The sequence below is a fragment of the Vibrio breoganii genome (assembly GCF_001677275.1).
Taxonomy (GTDB): domain Bacteria; phylum Pseudomonadota; class Gammaproteobacteria; order Enterobacterales; family Vibrionaceae; genus Vibrio; species Vibrio breoganii.
Genome location: NZ_CP016177.1, coordinates 2,350,645 through 2,367,202 on the forward strand (window position 1 = coordinate 2,350,645; position 16,558 = coordinate 2,367,202).

At 46.4% G+C, this 16,558-nt stretch carries 15 protein-coding genes; 1 reads left to right on the top strand and 14 read right to left on the bottom strand.

The window, feature by feature from the left end; all coding sequences use genetic code 11:
- Window positions 1-4 precede the first annotated feature (4 nt).
- The 11 genes from A6E01_RS10820 to rlmD form a co-directional block, all read right to left on the bottom strand.
- A complete protein-coding gene (locus A6E01_RS10820) occupies window positions 5-631 on the bottom strand; it encodes a protein-L-isoaspartate(D-aspartate) O-methyltransferase (RefSeq protein ID WP_017027195.1) in 627 nt (208 codons plus the stop codon).
- On the bottom strand, window positions 632-1,375 hold the full coding sequence (gene surE / locus A6E01_RS10825) for a 5'/3'-nucleotidase SurE (RefSeq protein WP_065210210.1): 744 nt from the start codon (window positions 1,373-1,375) through the stop codon (window positions 632-634). It lies immediately after the preceding gene.
- Between the two features lie 15 nt (window positions 1,376-1,390).
- Window positions 1,391-2,371: a tRNA pseudouridine(13) synthase TruD gene (truD, locus tag A6E01_RS10830; RefSeq protein ID WP_065210211.1), complete on the bottom strand. Its 981-nt coding sequence runs from the start codon at window positions 2,369-2,371 to the stop codon at window positions 1,391-1,393.
- Window positions 2,372-2,387: 16 nt separating this feature from the next.
- Entirely contained in the window at window positions 2,388-2,867 is a 480-nt protein-coding gene (gene ispF, locus A6E01_RS10835) for a 2-C-methyl-D-erythritol 2,4-cyclodiphosphate synthase (protein WP_017027192.1), read from the bottom strand.
- The gene (gene ispD / locus A6E01_RS10840) at window positions 2,864-3,565 is read right to left on the bottom strand and encodes a 2-C-methyl-D-erythritol 4-phosphate cytidylyltransferase (RefSeq protein ID WP_082961361.1); all 702 of its coding nucleotides are present in this window, start codon (window positions 3,563-3,565) and stop codon (window positions 2,864-2,866) included. The genes ispF and ispD overlap by 4 nt, the downstream gene beginning before the upstream one ends.
- A 22-nt stretch (window positions 3,566-3,587) precedes the next feature.
- On the bottom strand, window positions 3,588-3,863 hold the full coding sequence (ftsB, locus tag A6E01_RS10845) for a cell division protein FtsB (protein ID WP_017027190.1): 276 nt from the start codon (window positions 3,861-3,863) through the stop codon (window positions 3,588-3,590).
- Between the two features lie 216 nt (window positions 3,864-4,079).
- Window positions 4,080-5,381, bottom strand: coding sequence for a phosphopyruvate hydratase (gene eno / locus A6E01_RS10850; RefSeq protein ID WP_065210213.1), 1,302 nt, complete (start codon window positions 5,379-5,381; stop codon window positions 4,080-4,082).
- A 79-nt stretch (window positions 5,382-5,460) separates the two neighbouring features.
- Window positions 5,461-7,101, bottom strand: coding sequence for a CTP synthase (locus A6E01_RS10855; RefSeq protein WP_017027188.1), 1,641 nt, complete (start codon window positions 7,099-7,101; stop codon window positions 5,461-5,463).
- A gap of 152 nt (window positions 7,102-7,253) precedes the next feature.
- Window positions 7,254-8,057: a nucleoside triphosphate pyrophosphohydrolase gene (mazG, locus tag A6E01_RS10860; RefSeq protein ID WP_065210214.1), complete on the bottom strand. Its 804-nt coding sequence runs from the start codon at window positions 8,055-8,057 to the stop codon at window positions 7,254-7,256.
- 58 nt (window positions 8,058-8,115) lie between these two features.
- Window positions 8,116-10,338, bottom strand: coding sequence for a GTP diphosphokinase (relA, locus tag A6E01_RS10865; RefSeq protein WP_017027186.1), 2,223 nt, complete (start codon window positions 10,336-10,338; stop codon window positions 8,116-8,118).
- 99 nt (window positions 10,339-10,437) lie between these two features.
- Entirely contained in the window at window positions 10,438-11,751 is a 1,314-nt protein-coding gene (gene rlmD, locus A6E01_RS10870; RefSeq protein WP_065210215.1) for a 23S rRNA (uracil(1939)-C(5))-methyltransferase RlmD, read from the bottom strand.
- Between the two features lie 175 nt (window positions 11,752-11,926).
- Between rlmD and barA the strand changes: the two genes are divergently transcribed.
- Window positions 11,927-14,686: a two-component sensor histidine kinase BarA gene (gene barA / locus A6E01_RS10875; RefSeq protein ID WP_026026065.1), complete on the top strand. Its 2,760-nt coding sequence runs from the start codon at window positions 11,927-11,929 to the stop codon at window positions 14,684-14,686.
- Here the strand turns inward: barA and acpS are convergent.
- From acpS to recO, 3 genes are read right to left on the bottom strand one after another with little or no spacing between them, the layout of a single operon-like run.
- The gene (gene acpS, locus A6E01_RS10880) at window positions 14,683-15,063 is read right to left on the bottom strand and encodes a holo-ACP synthase (RefSeq protein ID WP_017027183.1); all 381 of its coding nucleotides are present in this window, start codon (window positions 15,061-15,063) and stop codon (window positions 14,683-14,685) included. The two genes, barA and acpS, sit on opposite strands and share 4 nt — an antisense overlap.
- On the bottom strand, window positions 15,063-15,794 hold the full coding sequence (gene pdxJ / locus A6E01_RS10885; protein ID WP_017027182.1) for a pyridoxine 5'-phosphate synthase: 732 nt from the start codon (window positions 15,792-15,794) through the stop codon (window positions 15,063-15,065). The genes acpS and pdxJ overlap by 1 nt, the downstream gene beginning before the upstream one ends.
- Window positions 15,791-16,510, bottom strand: a complete 720-nt coding sequence (recO, locus tag A6E01_RS10890; RefSeq protein WP_017242927.1) for a DNA repair protein RecO — start codon at window positions 16,508-16,510, stop codon at window positions 15,791-15,793. The genes pdxJ and recO overlap by 4 nt, the downstream gene beginning before the upstream one ends.
- Window positions 16,511-16,558: the final 48 nt, after the last annotated feature.

The following is a 16,558-nucleotide window of genomic DNA, read 5'->3' on the forward strand; positions in this document are numbered from 1 at the left end:
AAACCTAAGCTAGCTCTCCCTGAACTAAAGGCACAAATCGTACATCTTCTATAATTTCAGACTGAACCCCAGACTCGTGCTTCACAATTTTCAATAATTGTTGCTGTGAGTCTCCAATTGGTATGATCAGTCGTCCGCCAACCGCCAACTGGTCAACAAGAGCTTGGGGAAGCTCCGCTGCTGCCGCTGTTACAATAATAGCGTCAAATGGTGCATGTGCGCCCCACCCTTTCCAACCATCACCATATTTCGATGACACATTATAAATATCGAGTTTAGACAAGCGACGCTTTGCATCCCACTGCAGCGTTTTAATACGCTCAATGGTATGCACACGTTCAACCAACTGTGCTAACACCGCTGTCTGATAGCCTGAGCCTGTTCCCACTTCTAAGACCTTAGAGGTGTAATCCAGTTCTAATAGTTCTGTCATTCTTGCGACAATATAAGGCTGAGAGATGGTTTGCCCATTACCGATAGGCAGGGCGTTATTATCATAGGCCTGATGTCTCATTGCCTCAGATAAAAATGATTCTCTAGGCAGATTAGCCATCGCCTTCAACACAGCAGAGTCTCGTATGCCCAACTGCTGCAAATGCTCTGACAAACGTTGAGCTTGATAATGTCCCATCTACGATCCTTTCAACCACTTATTCATACTAGGCAGAGACTCATGCGCAGTCAGGTCTACTTGTAGAGGTGTGATAGAGACCTTTTTCTGCTCAAGTGCATAAAAGTCAGTACCAATTCCTGCATCTTGCTCTTTACCCGGAGGACCAAGCCAGTAGATCTGCTTTCCTCTCGGGTCGAGTTGCTTAATCATGTTTTCTGCGTGATGTCTCGCGCCTAAACGAGTCACTTTAATGTCACCGAGGTCTTCCCAGGCAACATCAGGAATATTTACGTTCAGCAGTCTATTGGTTGGTATAGGTTGACGCTGGTGGTGCTCCACCAACTGGCGCGCTATCTTAGCCGCGGTATTAAAATGTGTGTTTCCAACCAAAGACAATGCAATAGATTGCACGCCAAGAAAGTGCCCTTCCATTGCCGCTGCAACGGTTCCAGAATACAGCACATCATCACCTAGGTTTGCACCATGGTTGATACCACTCAATACCAAGTCTGGATAATCGTCTTTCATTAGCTCATTCAAGGCAAAGTGCACGCAGTCCGTTGGCGTTCCCTGCACGGAATGAACATTAGGGGCAATCTCATTAACCCTAAGAGGGTTTTCCAACGTCAGTGAGTTTGACGCACCGCTGCGGTTTCTGTCTGGTGCCACAATGATCACGTCTGCAATCTGTTTTAGCTCCTCAGCTAAAACTCGAATACCTTCGGCATGTACGCCATCATCATTACTTAAAAGAATCTTCATTAAACTTAGGTACTCTTAATCAAACGAACGTTCGAAAGGAATCTCTTCAATTACCTCTCGCATGATAGAGGTAGCGAAACAGCCTGAATCCAGCCAGAACTTCACTACCACTTCATCGTTACTGCTTTCCCAACTCAGTTGCTCAGGCAGCAATTTAATGGCTCTGCGGTCATGACGCATGCGATTGCCTCGAATCAAAGCCATTAGATCGGGTTCTGCATCTACAGCGGCCTGCTCTATCTCTAGTGCAGTGTCTGAGGTTGGCAGTGCATTATCACCGGCTAAAGCTGCGGTAATTTCACCCGACTCAGAGAGCACATCACCATCAATAACTGAGTCAAAACACTCTTGGTTTAGGCGCTCAGAGACAATCTGATTAAAGATCCATGAGCGTGCTGTTGAGAGATATAAGCTACGTTTGTTTTGATTTCGAGTACGAACGTTATCTCGGCCCCAGCGACGAGCTTCATCAAGGTTATTGCCGTTGTTTCCAAAGCGCTGTGCACCAAAGTAATTTGGCACGCCACTTTCTAAAATAGCCTGCAAGCGTGCTTCAACTGCCATTACGTCCGTCACTTCACTTAAGGTGAGTTCGAAAAAATTCCCCTTTAAATCACCAGGGCGAAGTTTCTTGTTGTGCCTAGTGATTTCTAGGATCTCGACACTTGGATGCATTTTTGTAAATAGTGCGAAGTCCAAGTCATCGTTTTTTGGAAGGTGCACACTTAGCCATTGCTCAGTGACGGCATGGCGGTCTTTCAAGCCAGCCCAACTTACGTCTTTAGACTTTACGCCACAGAATTTAGCTAACTCATTTGCTACAAAGCTGGTGTTCTCGCCAGTTTTGCGAACACGTAACATCAAATGCTCGCCAGTGCCTAATAACTCAAAACCTAAATCTTCTTTCACTACAAAATGTTCGGCTTTAGCTTTAAGTTTGGCTTTAGCGGTTGGCTTACCGTGTTGGTAAGCAAGATTTGATAGTATGTCACTCATAGTCTGGAGTGCGCCTCTAGTTAGAATGTTGAATCAGAACCACGGCTTCCACCGCAATCCCTTCTTTACGTCCGGTAAAGCCCAAACGCTCTGTTGTTGTTGCTTTTACGTTGACGTTGCCAAGCTCAGTCTGCAGGTCTTGCGCAATCGCTTCTCGCATACTTTGAATATGTGGCGCCATTTTAGGCGCTTGTGCCATGATAGTGACATCGAGATTGCCCAGTACATACCCAAGCTCTTGCACACGTCGGTATACCTCTTTGAGTAACTCGCGGCTGTTTGCGCCTTTCCACTTATCATCTGTATCAGGAAAGTGATGGCCAATATCTCCCGCGGCAATAGCGCCAAGCAATGCGTCGCATACGGCATGCAGGGCCACATCACCATCAGAGTGAGCAACTAGGCCTTGTTCATAAGGAACAGCAACACCGCCTATGATAACTGGGCCTTCGCCGCCAAATTTGTGTACATCAAAGCCGTGTCCAATACGGATCATAACTGCTCCTGAATCGTAGGTTTTAAATAGAATTCAGCCAAGGCTAAATCCTCTGGCTGGGTTACCTTGATATTATCCGCGCGTCCTTCAACAAGAAGTGGTGATAGCCCTATCAGCTCCATACAGGAGGCTTCGTCAGTCACTTGAGAGTGATTATTCAAAGCCGACTGCAGGGCTTGCTGCAGTGGATAGCAGCGGAACATTTGCGGCGTTAAGGCATGCCAGAGGTTCACGCGATCGACAGTGCTTTTGATCTCGTTAGCCTGCGATGAACGCTTCATGGTATCGCGCACCTTTGCCGCCAAAATAGCGCCTACTTGATGTTTGCACCCTTGTTCAATGAGCGTTGTGATATCCTCATGACTCACATTAGGCCTTGCAGCATCATGCACCAACACCCACTCTTGATAGTCTTGTTGTTTAAGATAATCCAGAGCATTCAATACTGAGTCGCAACGCTCTTTTCCACCCGCAACACGAGTCACTAGTGGGTGGTTCGCGATAGTCGTCTCAGAGAAATATTCATCCTCTGCACTCACAGCAATCACCACCTTAGAAATGGCAGGGTGCGATAGCAGTTTTTCTACTGTGTGTTCTAAGATAGTTTTTCCGTGCAGCATGAGATACTGCTTCGGTCGATCTGCCTGCATTCGACTGCCAACTCCGGCAGCAGGGACAATAACGATATATTTATTCAAGTTGAGAACCGGTTATACAAAATTAGTCCGAATCGATAATACGGTAGAAGGTTTCGCCTTCTTTCACCATTCCGAGTTCATGGCGAGCTCGCTCTTCGATGGCATCAAGTCCTTGTCTTAGGTCGTCAATCTCAGCAAACATCTCATCGTTGCGCTTGCGTAGCTCCGAGTTCACTGAGCTTTGAATTGCAATCTCATCTTGAACCTGGCGATAATCGTTAACGCCATTTTTACCGGCCCACAGCTTTGCTTGCATCAGCACCAGTAAACCAAACAGCAATACGGAAAATACACGCACGAAAAAATCCTTCTCTAATAACTGACTCTCATAGCCTTTCAGCCCAAGAACCCGGCTAACCTTAGTTAATTAATATTTATAACATATTCGTGTAATAGACGACACGCATCAAACTTAATGACAAGAAAAATACAAAAAAAAACACCCCGCAAACGCGAGGTGTTTATGATTTAAAGCTGACAGCCAAAAGCTATAAGCTTCAAGCTAAGCTAATAATTAAGCTTGGCCTTTAACTTCTTTAAGACCGTTGTAAGGAGCACGTTCACCTAGTGCTTCTTCGATACGGATAAGTTGGTTGTACTTAGCAACACGGTCAGAACGGCTCATAGAACCAGTCTTAATTTGACCTGCAGCAGTACCTACCGCTAGATCAGCGATAGTTGCATCTTCAGTTTCGCCAGAACGGTGAGAGATTACAGCTGTGTAACCTGCATCTTTAGCCATCTTGATTGCAGCTAGAGTCTCTGTTAGAGAACCGATTTGGTTGAACTTGATAAGGATAGAGTTAGCAACACCCATTTCGATGCCTTTAGCAAGGATCTTAGTGTTAGTAACGAATAGGTCATCACCTACTAGTTGAAGCTTGTCACCTAGTAGTTCAGTTTGGTGCTTGAAGCCAGCCCAATCAGACTCGTCTAGACCGTCTTCGATAGAAACGATTGGGTATTGGTTAGCTAGGTCAGCTAGGTAGTGGTTGAATTCTTCAGAAGAGAAGATCTTACCTTCACCTTTCATGTTGTAGTTGCCAGCTTCTTTGTCGAAGAACTCAGATGCAGCACAGTCCATAGCTAGAGTAACGTCTTTACCTAGCTCGTAACCAGCAGCTTCTACAGCTTCTTTGATTGCAGCTAGAGCAGCAGCGTTAGACTCAAGGTTAGGAGCGAAACCACCTTCGTCACCAACTGCAGTGCTTAGGCCTTTCGCCTTAAGTACTTTAGCTAGGTTGTGGAATACTTCAGCGCCTACACGTAGAGCTTCTTTAAGAGTTTTAGCGCCAACTGGTTGGATCATGAACTCTTGGATGTCAACGTTGTTATCAGCGTGCTCACCACCGTTGATGATGTTCATCATTGGTAGAGGCATAGAGAATTGACCTGGAGTGCCGTTTAGCTCAGCGATGTGCTCAAAAAGAGGCATGCCTTTAGCTGCAGCAGCTGCTTTTGCGTTAGCAAGAGAAACAGCAAGGATTGCGTTAGCACCGAACTTAGACTTGTTTTCAGTACCGTCTAGGTCGATCATCACTTGGTCGATAGCAACTTGGTCTTTAGCGTCTTTGCCAGCTAGAGCAGTAGCGATTTCACCGTTTACAGCGTCAACAGCTTTAAGAACACCTTTACCTAGGAAACGTGCTTTGTCGCCGTCACGTAGCTCAAGAGCTTCGCGAGAACCAGTAGATGCGCCAGATGGTGCAGCAGCCATACCTACGAAACCGCCTTCTAGGTGTACTTCAGCTTCTACAGTTGGGTTACCACGTGAGTCGATAATTTCACGACCTAGAACTTTAACGATCTTAGACATTAAATGTTTCCTCTTATAATCAAAAAAATGTCAATTTTAAGGGGTGCTATACATCTCCGCTCAACACCCCTGCATTCCTTTACTTGTCGAATTCACCGCGTTGGAATTGACCAGCCGCTTTAACGAAACCAGCGAATAATGGGTGCCCATCACGTGGTGTCGAAGTGAATTCTGGGTGGAACTGAGCCGCCACGAACCAAGGGTGCGCAGGGTTCTCGATAACTTCCACCAATTTTTTGTCTGCTGATAGACCTGATACTTTAAGACCAGCTTTCTCGATCAACGGACGTAAATTGTTGTTCACCTCATAACGGTGACGGTGACGCTCGTGGATCTTAGCGCTGCCGTAGAGTTCATAGGCTTTAGTGCCCTTCTCTAGGTGACATAGCTGAGAACCAAGGCGCATTGTACCACCAAGGTCAGAGGTTTCGGTACGCTCTTCAACGTTACCTTCTTTATCAACCCATTCGGTGATCAAGCCTACCACAGGGTTTGGTGTTTCTTTGTTAAATTCTGTTGAATGCGCATCAGCGAGGTTAGCAACATTTCGCGCGAATTCAATCAGCGCTACCTGCATACCAAGGCAGATACCTAGGTACGGGATGTTGTTCTCACGAGCGTATTGTGCAGCACGAATTTTACCTTCAACACCACGGTCGCCAAAGCCACCTGGTACTAGAATTGCGTCTAAACCAGCAAGTGCTTCTTCGCCCTTGCTCTCAACATCTTGAGAGTCCACATACTTAATGTGGACGTTGAGACGGTTTTTCAACCCTGCATGCTTCAATGCTTCGTTCACAGACTTATAAGCATCTGGTAGTTCGATGTATTTACCGACCATACCGATGACCACTTCACCTGTTGGGTTTGCTTCTTCGTAGATGACTTGTTCCCACTCAGACAAGTCTGCTTCTGGCGCATTAATGCCGAAACGGGTACAAACTAGATCGTCTAGACCTTGTGACTTGATAAGCTGAGGAATCTTGTAGATAGAATCTACGTCTTTCATTGAGATAACTGCTTTCTCTTGTACGTTACAGAACAAAGCAATTTTCTTGCGCTCATTTGCAGGAACCATACGGTCACTACGACAAACAAGAATATCAGGTTGGATACCAATCGAAAGCAACTCTTTCACTGAGTGCTGGGTTGGTTTTGTTTTCACTTCGCCCGCTGCCGCTAGGTAAGGTACCAGCGTTAGGTGCATGAACATAGCGCGTTCACGGCCTAGTTCAACAGCTAGCTGACGAATCGCTTCCATAAATGGTAGTGATTCGATATCGCCCACGGTGCCACCGACTTCAACGATCGCTACATCATGACCTTCAGAACCCGCGATTACACGGTCTTTGATAGCGTTAGTGATGTGAGGGATAACCTGAATGGTCGCGCCTAGGTAGTCGCCACGACGCTCTGCTGCTAGAACGTCTGAATAAACACGACCCGCTGTAAAGTTGTTACGCTTGGTCATCTTGGTGCGAATGAATCGCTCGTAGTGACCAAGGTCAAGGTCAGTTTCAGCGCCATCTTCCGTGACAAACACTTCACCATGCTGAGTTGGGCTCATTGTACCCGGATCAACGTTGATGTAAGGGTCAAGCTTCATCATGGTCACTTTAAGACCACGAGCTTCTAAAATAGCCGCAAGAGATGCTGCTGCAATACCTTTACCGAGTGAGGAAACAACCCCGCCAGTAACAAAAATGTAATTTGTCGTCATGTTTAACCTGAAATTGGTTGAATGAGGGAAATGGATATCTTCTGGACGGGATGCAAATATACCAGAAGCCCTTTATCGCCACAACGTGAAACTTATCACAGGCATTTTTTTTATTTTTTGCTTCAAATCAATTCAATCTTCTAAAGCCAATTTTACTTCCGCTCATCTTGTTTTACTAAATCCCACAAAGAATCAAGATACTCAAGGTCACAATCATCTAGCTTGCGACCTTGTTCTTGAACCTTTTTTTCTACTGCTCTAAAGCGTCTTTCAAATTTGTTGTTTGCCTTGCCCAGAGCGACCTCTGGGTTGCAATTTAGGTGCCTAACTAGGTTAACTGTAGCGAACAAAAGATCACCCAACTCATCCTCGACTTTCTCTTGCACAACAGTTACTTGCAAGGCTTCATCGAGCACCTCTTGCACCTCTTCATGCACCTTGTCTACCACAGGTCCTATGGTGTCCCAATCAAAGCCATGTTTAGCACAACGTTTTTGAATTTTGTTGGCACGACTCAGTGCAGGTAAAGACTTAGGTACAGAGTCTAGAATACTTTTTTCAACATTGCCCGAACGAGCTTTCTCTTTCGCTTTTTCGGCTTCCCAGTTGTCATTTATTTCTTGTTCATTGGCAAACTTCTCGTCAGAAAAAACATGCGGATGACGGCGCATAAGTTTTTCATTGAGCACTTCTAGCACATCTTCAAAATCAAACAGTTGCTGCTCTTTTGCCATTTGCGAGTAGAAAATCACTTGAAAAAGTAGGTCGCCCAGCTCTTCTTTTAGATTATCCCAGTCTTGATTTTGAATGGCATCGACCACTTCATAAGTTTCTTCAATGGTATGGGGAACGATAGTGTCAAAGCTCTGCTTTTTGTCCCATGGGCAACCCTGTTCAGGGTCACGGAGCGTGGCCATTATGGATAGCAATTGTTCGATGGAGTTTGAAGCTGACATAATATTTCCAATTCACATTCAAAAAAGAAAGCCCCTTTTCAGGGGCTTGTTAGATGGGTTAGCCAAGACGTTTGACGGAGATAACGTCTTTGATCTGCTCGATTCGAGATTGAACCCGAGAGCTAATTTCAACACTGTTCACTTGAACATCGAGATCCATAATCGACATTTGGCGCTTGTGATCGGTGCGTGAACGCATACTCGCTACCTTGAGCTTTTCGTTAGTAATCAAGGTAGTAATGTCCTTTAACAGACCTGTGCGCTCTAGCGCTTCCACTCTCAAGGTCAGAATAAACGAGCCAACAAAACCACTTCCCCATACCGTATCTATGATTCGTTCTGGGGCATGATGCCTTAGCTCGTTGAGTTGGTCACAATCACTGCGATGCACAGAGATACCGCGACCTTGTGTAATGTAACCACTGATTCGGTCACCCGGTATCGGCTGACAACAGCGCGCCAAGTGGGTCATGAGATTATCAACCCCTTCAACCACCACCGCGTCTTTGTGTGGCTTGCTCTCAATCGGCGCTGTCGAGTCTACACTCTTAAGCTTTTCAAGGGCTTGCTTATCTTCCTCTTCCGCTGTTGGCTTGTTGACTAGGGCATTGATGTGATTAACCACTTGGTTAATACGCAAGTCACCACTGCCGATCCCAGCATACAACTCATCAGCTGAATTGACGTTAAAGCGTTTCAAGGCGTAGAGGTCAGCGTCTTTTAAATTAGCGCCAATCTTAGCCAGTTCAACTTCTAGGATCTCTTTACCCGCATCGATGTTCTTCTCTCGACTTTGTTTTCTAAACCAAGCATTTATCTTGGCACGAGCGCGGCTTGAGTGAACAAAACCTAATGATGGGTTTAGCCAATCTCGAGAGGGATTTGGCTCTTTTTGCGTGATGATCTCAACCTGATCGCCCATTTCCAATTGATGGGTAAACGGTACGATTCTTCCTGCGACCTTAGCGCCAATACAACGGTGCCCTACCTCAGAGTGAATGTGGTAAGCAAAGTCGAGAGGCGTCGCCCCCATCGGCAGGTCGACTACATCACCACGAGGGGTAAAGGCATAAACGCGATCATCAAACACTTGAGAGCGCAACTCGTCCAGCATCTCACCGGAATCCGACATCTCTTCTTGCCAATCAAGCAGTTTGCGCAGCCAAGTAATCTTCTCATCGTAGCCACTGCGACCACCTGAACTGCCCTCTTTGTATTTCCAGTGGGCAGCCACACCAAGCTCAGAGTCTTCATGCATTTGCTTGGTACGGATTTGAATCTCTATGGTTTTGCCTTCAGGCCCAAGCACAACGGTATGAATAGATTGATAGCCGTTAGGTTTTGGGTTCGCGACATAGTCATCGAACTCACTGGGAAGGTGCTTATATTTGGTGTGTACGATGCCTAGAGCGCCGTAACAATCTTGCAGTTGGTCAGCAATGATTCGCACTGCACGCACATCAAAAAGCTCATCAAAGGCGAGCTTTTTCTTCTGCATCTTACGCCAGATACTAAAGATGTGTTTCGGACGACCACTTACCTCAGCATTAATATTGGTGCGCTTCATTTCTGATTCGAGATCATCAACAAATTCGGTGATGTAGCGCTCGCGGTCTATGCGTCGTTCAGCTAATTGCTTGGCAATTTTTTTATAGGTAGTCGGATTTTGATAGCGAAACGCGTAGTCTTCGATTTCCCATTTTAGCTGACCAATACCCAGGCGATTAGCAAGCGGTGCATAGATGTTGGCACACTCTTTAGCAACGGCTTGGCGCACTTCATCTGGGGCGTTTTTCACTTCACGTAAATTACAGATCCGCTCGGCGAGCTTAATGATGACACAGCGGAAATCATCCACCATAGCCAGCAACATGCGTCTAACGTTATCAATCTGGGAAGAAGCGCTACTGCTCTCTAAGGAGGCGTTTAGTTGGCCAATGGCGGCCATCTCTTCAACGCCCTCAATCAATTTCATGATCTCTTGGCCGTAACGCTCTTTAAGCTCTTCGGTGTCAAATAAACCACTGGAGACAACTGGGAATAATTGCGCTGCAAGCAGGGTCGCTCTATCCATAGATAGAGTGATCAATATTTCGATCATCTCACGCCCACGCCATAGCAATAATTCCTTTTGCTCATGACTTGCTAGCATCTCTTCACAATCGATGTACAGCTTGCGCAGCTTGTTCTCGGTTTTTTGCCCTTGCTTTAGACTGCCTATCCAGCCATCAAGGTTAAACTCTTCATCCTTTTTTATGTGCGCACTGCGTACCGCAACCATATTTCGTCCCTAAATAACTATGATTTTACTCTCGTACATTTCTTGCAACAGTATACCCCTAGGGCGATTCAGCTGTTTAGCAAAATTTGGAAATTTGCGTCATTTCTCAAATAACACCATGGATTCTAGATGCCCAGTATGTGGGAACATATCTAAAATTCTCATTTTCACCACCTTATAGCCTTGCTCAAGTAAAGATTCACTATCACGAGCTAGAGTCGCAGGGTTACAAGATACATACACGATGCGCGAAGCCTCAAATGAAGAGAGCTTTTCCACCACACCCGCAGCGCCCGCTCTGGCAGGATCCAAAAGGATTTTATCAAAGCGCTCCGTTGCCCAGCCTTCCTTTCCGGTAAGCTCTGCAAGGTTAGCTTGATAAAATTCGGCCGTATCTATGCCCAGCGTCTTCGCATTGTCACTCGCTCTAGAGACCATCTCATCGACCCCTTCAATGCCAACCACCGCTTTTGCCTTAGCACTGAGTGGGAAGGTAAAGTTGCCAACGCCACTGAACAGATCCAGCACTCTTTCATTCTCGTTCACATCAAGCCATTCGATAGCTTGAGAAACCATCTGTTGATTCACAGAGCGATTAACCTGAATAAAATCGGTAGGCAAGAAATCCAACTCGAAACCTGTCTCATTGCACCTTGGTGATTCGCCGCACATTTTTTTCGGCTTGCTCTGCCCCTCATGAAGATACAAGGTAAGGTTATGCTGCTGGGCAAAATCTAACACTGCTTTGCTGTCTTTCGCTCTTAGTTCAGCACTAGTGCGAAGCAAGATAACCTTAGTATTATCCGCTTCTACCAGTTCTAGGTGACCAAGAATCTTAGGTTGAGATACCCCTTCTAAGAGGGTCTTCATTTCAGGAAATAGACCTGCAAGAGAATCGGCTAGCACGGGACACTGATTAACGGTCACTATATTTTTGCTCTGCCCTTCTCTGAAGCCAAAATGCAATTTGCTCTTTTTGGTATCCCACAGCAGGCTAATGCGCGCTCTACGACGATAGCTTTTACTATTACCCACTATCGGCGCTTCTAATTCTTGTTGCGGTGCAACCTTAGACATCACCTTAGAGAAGGCCTGTTGCTTCACCTCTAACTGCTGCTCGTATGGCATATGCTGCAAGGTACATCCACCACATTGCTGAAAGTGCGGGCAAAATGCCGCCACACGCTCATCACTGACCTTTAATACTTTGATTAATTTAGCCTTTATGAATTTCGCTTTGCTCTCTACAGGCTGACATACCACTTCTTCACCCACCAAGGCTCCAGAAATGAACACTGGCTTTCCTTGGGCGTATGCCATCCCTGCACCCTGAAAGTCGTATTTTTCGATGGTCAGACTCAAGTGCTTTTGGGTACGGTTGTTATTTTTTTGCGGTTTGTAAAAGTTAGCCATAGAGGTGTGCCTAGTAAGTTTTAACGGTCATGCATCAAGCTTTTGACTGAGTTTTCAGTCTGACAGAGTTCTTGGGAAGCAATTTTAATTTCAATGATTTAGACTTAGGTTCAAGTTTAGGAAACTCAAAAGCCTTTGAAGGCTTATTTTTTCACATCCGGCACATTAATAAAACATGACAAGATACGGACTTCGCGCACGCGTAATAACATTGACTCTCGCCCCAACACTCATCGTTGGGATGTTGTTGAGCGTGTTCTTTACTTCAAATCGATACAACGACCTTGAAGCGCAATTGATCACCGCCGGTACCAACATTGTGGAACCTCTGGCGATTGCCAGTGAATTCGCCATGTTACAGCAAAATCGCGAAGCGGTGAGAAGGCTGATCAGTTACAGTCATCGCAAGCGCTCAGATGTGGTGCGAAGTATCGCAGTATTCGATGCCAATCACGAACTATTTGTTACCTCAAACTTTCATCCTAATTTCCAAAGCCTGATGTTCCCACAATCAGAGCCCATTCCACTGCACAGCACCGTTCAGTTAATTGATACCAAGCTGATTATCAGAACGCCAGTCATCGCCGAGGCTCAATTTGTCGCGCCTCAAGCAGACTCAAAAGAAAGTAATCAAGTGTTGGGCTACATCGCCATAGAGCTGGATCTCTCTAGCTTGAGGCTGCAACAGTATCAAGAGATCGTGGTAGCGCTGGTTGTGATGTTCCTTGGCGTAGGGCTATCCGCCTTTTTCGCCTATCGATTAATGCAAGATATTACTGCGCCGATTACCCACCTCAAAAATAGTGTGGACCGAATTCGACGCGGACAGTTAGACGTACGTATTGAAGGCAAAATGCATGGTGAGCTTAATTCACTGAAGAACGGTATCAATGCCATGGCAATGTCGCTCTCTGAATACCATATAGAGATGCAGCACAGTATCGACCAAGCGACTTCCGATCTTCGTGAAACCCTAGAGCAGCTGGAAATCCAAAACGTTGAGCTGGATATTGCTAAGAAACGCGCTCAAGAAGCCGCGCGCGTGAAGTCTGAGTTCTTAGCCAATATGTCACACGAATTAAGAACACCGCTCAATGGCGTGATCGGCTTTACTCGTCAAATGCTCAAGACCAATTTGTCGCATAGCCAAACCGATTACCTGTTAACTATCGAGCGTTCAGCCAACAATTTACTTAGCATTATCAATGACATCTTAGACTTTTCTAAACTTGAGGCGGGTAAACTGCTTCTAGAAAATATCCCATTTGATTTCCAAGAATCTCTGGAAGAAGTGGTCAATCTTCAGGCCCCAAGCGCGCACGAAAAAGGACTCGAGTTAACCCTGAAGATCGACCCTAAGATCCCGGCTGGGGTGGTAGGCGATTCATTACGCATTCAGCAAGTACTGACTAACTTAGTGGGTAATGCAGTTAAATTTACCGAACGCGGCAACATTGACGTCAGCATTGAACTTCGAACACAAAAAGAAGATCAAGTTGAGATCCAGTTTATGGTCAAAGATAGCGGTATCGGTATCTCTGAGCGCCAGCAAGCCCAACTGTTCCAAGCATTTAGCCAAGCGGATGCCAGCATCTCAAGACGCTATGGTGGTACAGGTCTTGGCCTTGTCATTACCCAGAAACTGGTGCGCCAAATGGGCGGTGAGATCAGCCTAACCAGTCGTCTGCACCAAGGCTCAACCTTCTGGTTCACTATTCGCCTCAATACCACCGACTTGCCACTTGAACAGATCGATCTTTCAGATATTCGTGGCAAAGAAGTGCTGTTGATTGAGCAAAACCTGCAAGCGGCCAATGTACTGCAACAACTGTTAACTCAAGAAAGTATTGTTACTCAGTATCGCTCGGCAATTCCTGAGTCCATTACTCCCCATGATTATATTATCTATAACGTTCCAGTGAATGAGATCATGGGAGAGGCAGAACTGGTCGAGTTTATCTATCAAGCCAAAGCGGTTTGTCCGAATGTGATTATTGGTCTGCCAAGTAACCAGTTAGCCCTATCTGAAACCTTGATGGCTCAGCATTCTGTGACCTGTATTATCAAGCCACTGACACGTACCAAGATCATGCAGGCGATGCTACGCGGCCAAGACAGCAGTGTGCCTATCTACGAAAAACCCGAGCCTCTGTTGCTTGAGAAACTACCACTTAAAGTGATGGCCGTTGACGACAACCCTGCCAACCTAAAACTCATCAGCGCCTTACTTGATGAGCACGTAGAATCCGTAACGACCTGCTCCAATGGTCAGAGCGCCGTCGACGAAGCCACTCGCACCCACTTTGATTTGATCTTGATGGATATTCAGATGCCAGGGTTAGATGGTGTGGCGGCTTGCCAAGCCATTAAGCAAACGGCAACCAACAAAGATACGCCTATCATTGCGGTGACCGCTCATGCGATGAGTGGTGAGCGCGATAGACTGCTGCAAGCGGGTATGGATGACTACCTCACCAAACCTATTGAAGAGCGAGTTCTGCTTAAGGTACTCAATCATTGGGGTGGAAACCCAATTGATGAGCCAGTGGCAGTCTCTGCACCAGAAGTCGTCTCTACGCCAAGCAGCGACGTCATCATTGACTGGCGAGCGGCCTTAGCTCAATCCGCCAACAAGGAAGATTTAGCCAAAGAGATGCTGCAGATGCTCGTGGATTACATTCCAGAGGTGAATGAGATTGTAGAGCAAGCAATTGATGAGCAGTTAGGCTCACGCGAAGACCTTATCCACCATATCCATAAACTGCATGGTAGTAGCAGCTATTGCGGTGTTCCTAAGCTTAAGAAGGCCTGTGCGTTGCTCGAACAGATGTTGCGCTCAGGAGAGACCATTGAGGATATTGAGCCTGAGTTGTTAGAGCTTCAAGATGAAATGGAGAAGGTACAAACGACCGCTCGCTTGTACCTACAGGGTTAACGCTCGAGAATAACCGTAGCGACGGCGTAGTGCCTTTCATCAGATATTGAGAGATGAATATGCGCAACGCCAAGCTGCTGCGAAATGTCTTGAGCCTTACCCGACAGCAGTAGCACAGGTTTGCCCAAGGCGTCATTACTAACGGTGAAGTCTTGGAATGACACACCTTTTGCTATGCCAGTACCTAAAGCCTTAGAGGCGGCTTCTTTGGCGGCAAAGCGTTTGGCTAGGAACTTAGCCTTTGAGGTGAGCTCATGAAATCGCTCCATCTCAACCTCAGTTAGAATGCGCTCAGCAAAACTAACACCGGTACGATTGAGCGCCTTTTCTACGCGCTCAATCTCTGCAATGTCAGTTCCTAAACCAACAATGGCCATTACTTACGAGCCTGATCCATGATGGCTTTCATGTCAGCGACCGCTTTGTTCAAACCATCGAATACTGCACGACCCATAATCGAGTGACCTATGTTCAGCTCATAGATTTCAGGCAATGCCGCAACAGGGCCAACGTTATGATACGTCAGACCGTGTCCCGCATTTACCGTGATGGCTAAGCCTGATGCATAGGTTGCCGCTTCGGCAATAACCTTAAGCTCTTTGTGTTGCTCTTCTTCAGTCTGCGCTTCTGCATAGTGACCCGTATGAAGCTCAATGAAAGGCGCGCCAGCCGCCTTCGATGCATCGATTTGCTTCGAATTTGGATCAATAAACAGCGATACCTTGATGCCTGCTGCTGCCAGTTTTTCTGTAGCGGCTTTGATCTTGTCGAACTGACCTACTACGTCTAGACCGCCTTCCGTCGTTAGCTCTTCACGCTTCTCAGGAACCAAGCAGACGAATTCTGGCTTAGTCTTAAGGGCGATATCCACCATCTCGTCAGTGACGGCCATCTCAAGATTCATGCGAGTCTGAATCGTCTCAGCTAGGATACGAACGTCTCTGTCTAGGATATGACGACGGTCTTCGCGTAGGTGAATCGTGATGCCATCAGCACCTGCACGTTCGGCGATTTCTGCTGCGTGAACTGGATCTGGATACTTAGTTCCGCGCGCATTTCGTAGGGTCGCAATGTGGTCAATGTTGACCCCAAGTAAGATTGGATTCATTTTCCGATACTCCGTGTTCGGGGCATAAATAACTCCCGACTTTTTATTGGTTTTCCGCCAAGATAAGGCTTCAAGGCTATACGTGTAAAGCGCTTTGCCGCGCTCAACTGAGATTTTGAGGTAAAACGTCTTTCACTCAAGGCGATCAACTCTTCCCCCATAAAGGTTAGGTTGTCTTTTCGCACCGATGCAATGAAGCCTTGCTGTTCCCGATAACGATAGGTCATCTTAGGGTCTATGGGTTCGCCTGTGCCCGAGCAGTGCATAAAATCAACGCCATACCCAAGCGCATTCAGCAAAGCGAGTTCAAAGCGGCGCAGTGCGGGTTCTGGGTTATCGGCTTGAGCAAGCTCGGTTAACGCATGCAGATAGTCAATAAACAGCTCAGGATAGGGCACCTCTTGTGCAATCACTCGCACCAAGATTTCATTGATGTACATGGCTGAATAAAGAGTTACGCCACTCAAAGGTAAACCGAGACTAATGGGTTCGGCTTGGCGTAGGGTTTTCATAGAACCGCCCCCCGACCACTTGAGCAGTAGGGGTGTAAAGGGTTGCAGAGCCCCTTTTAATGGTGAGCGCTTGCTTCTGCCGCCTTTACTCAGGATGGTCACACGACCAAATTCCTCAGAAAAGACATCTAAGATCAAGCTAGATTCTGTATAAGGACGACGATGCAATACAAAGCAACGTTGGAAGCCTTCAATTACCGACATAGTATTGATGCCATAAAAAACTCCACGTCTAAGGTGGAGTTTTGAGTT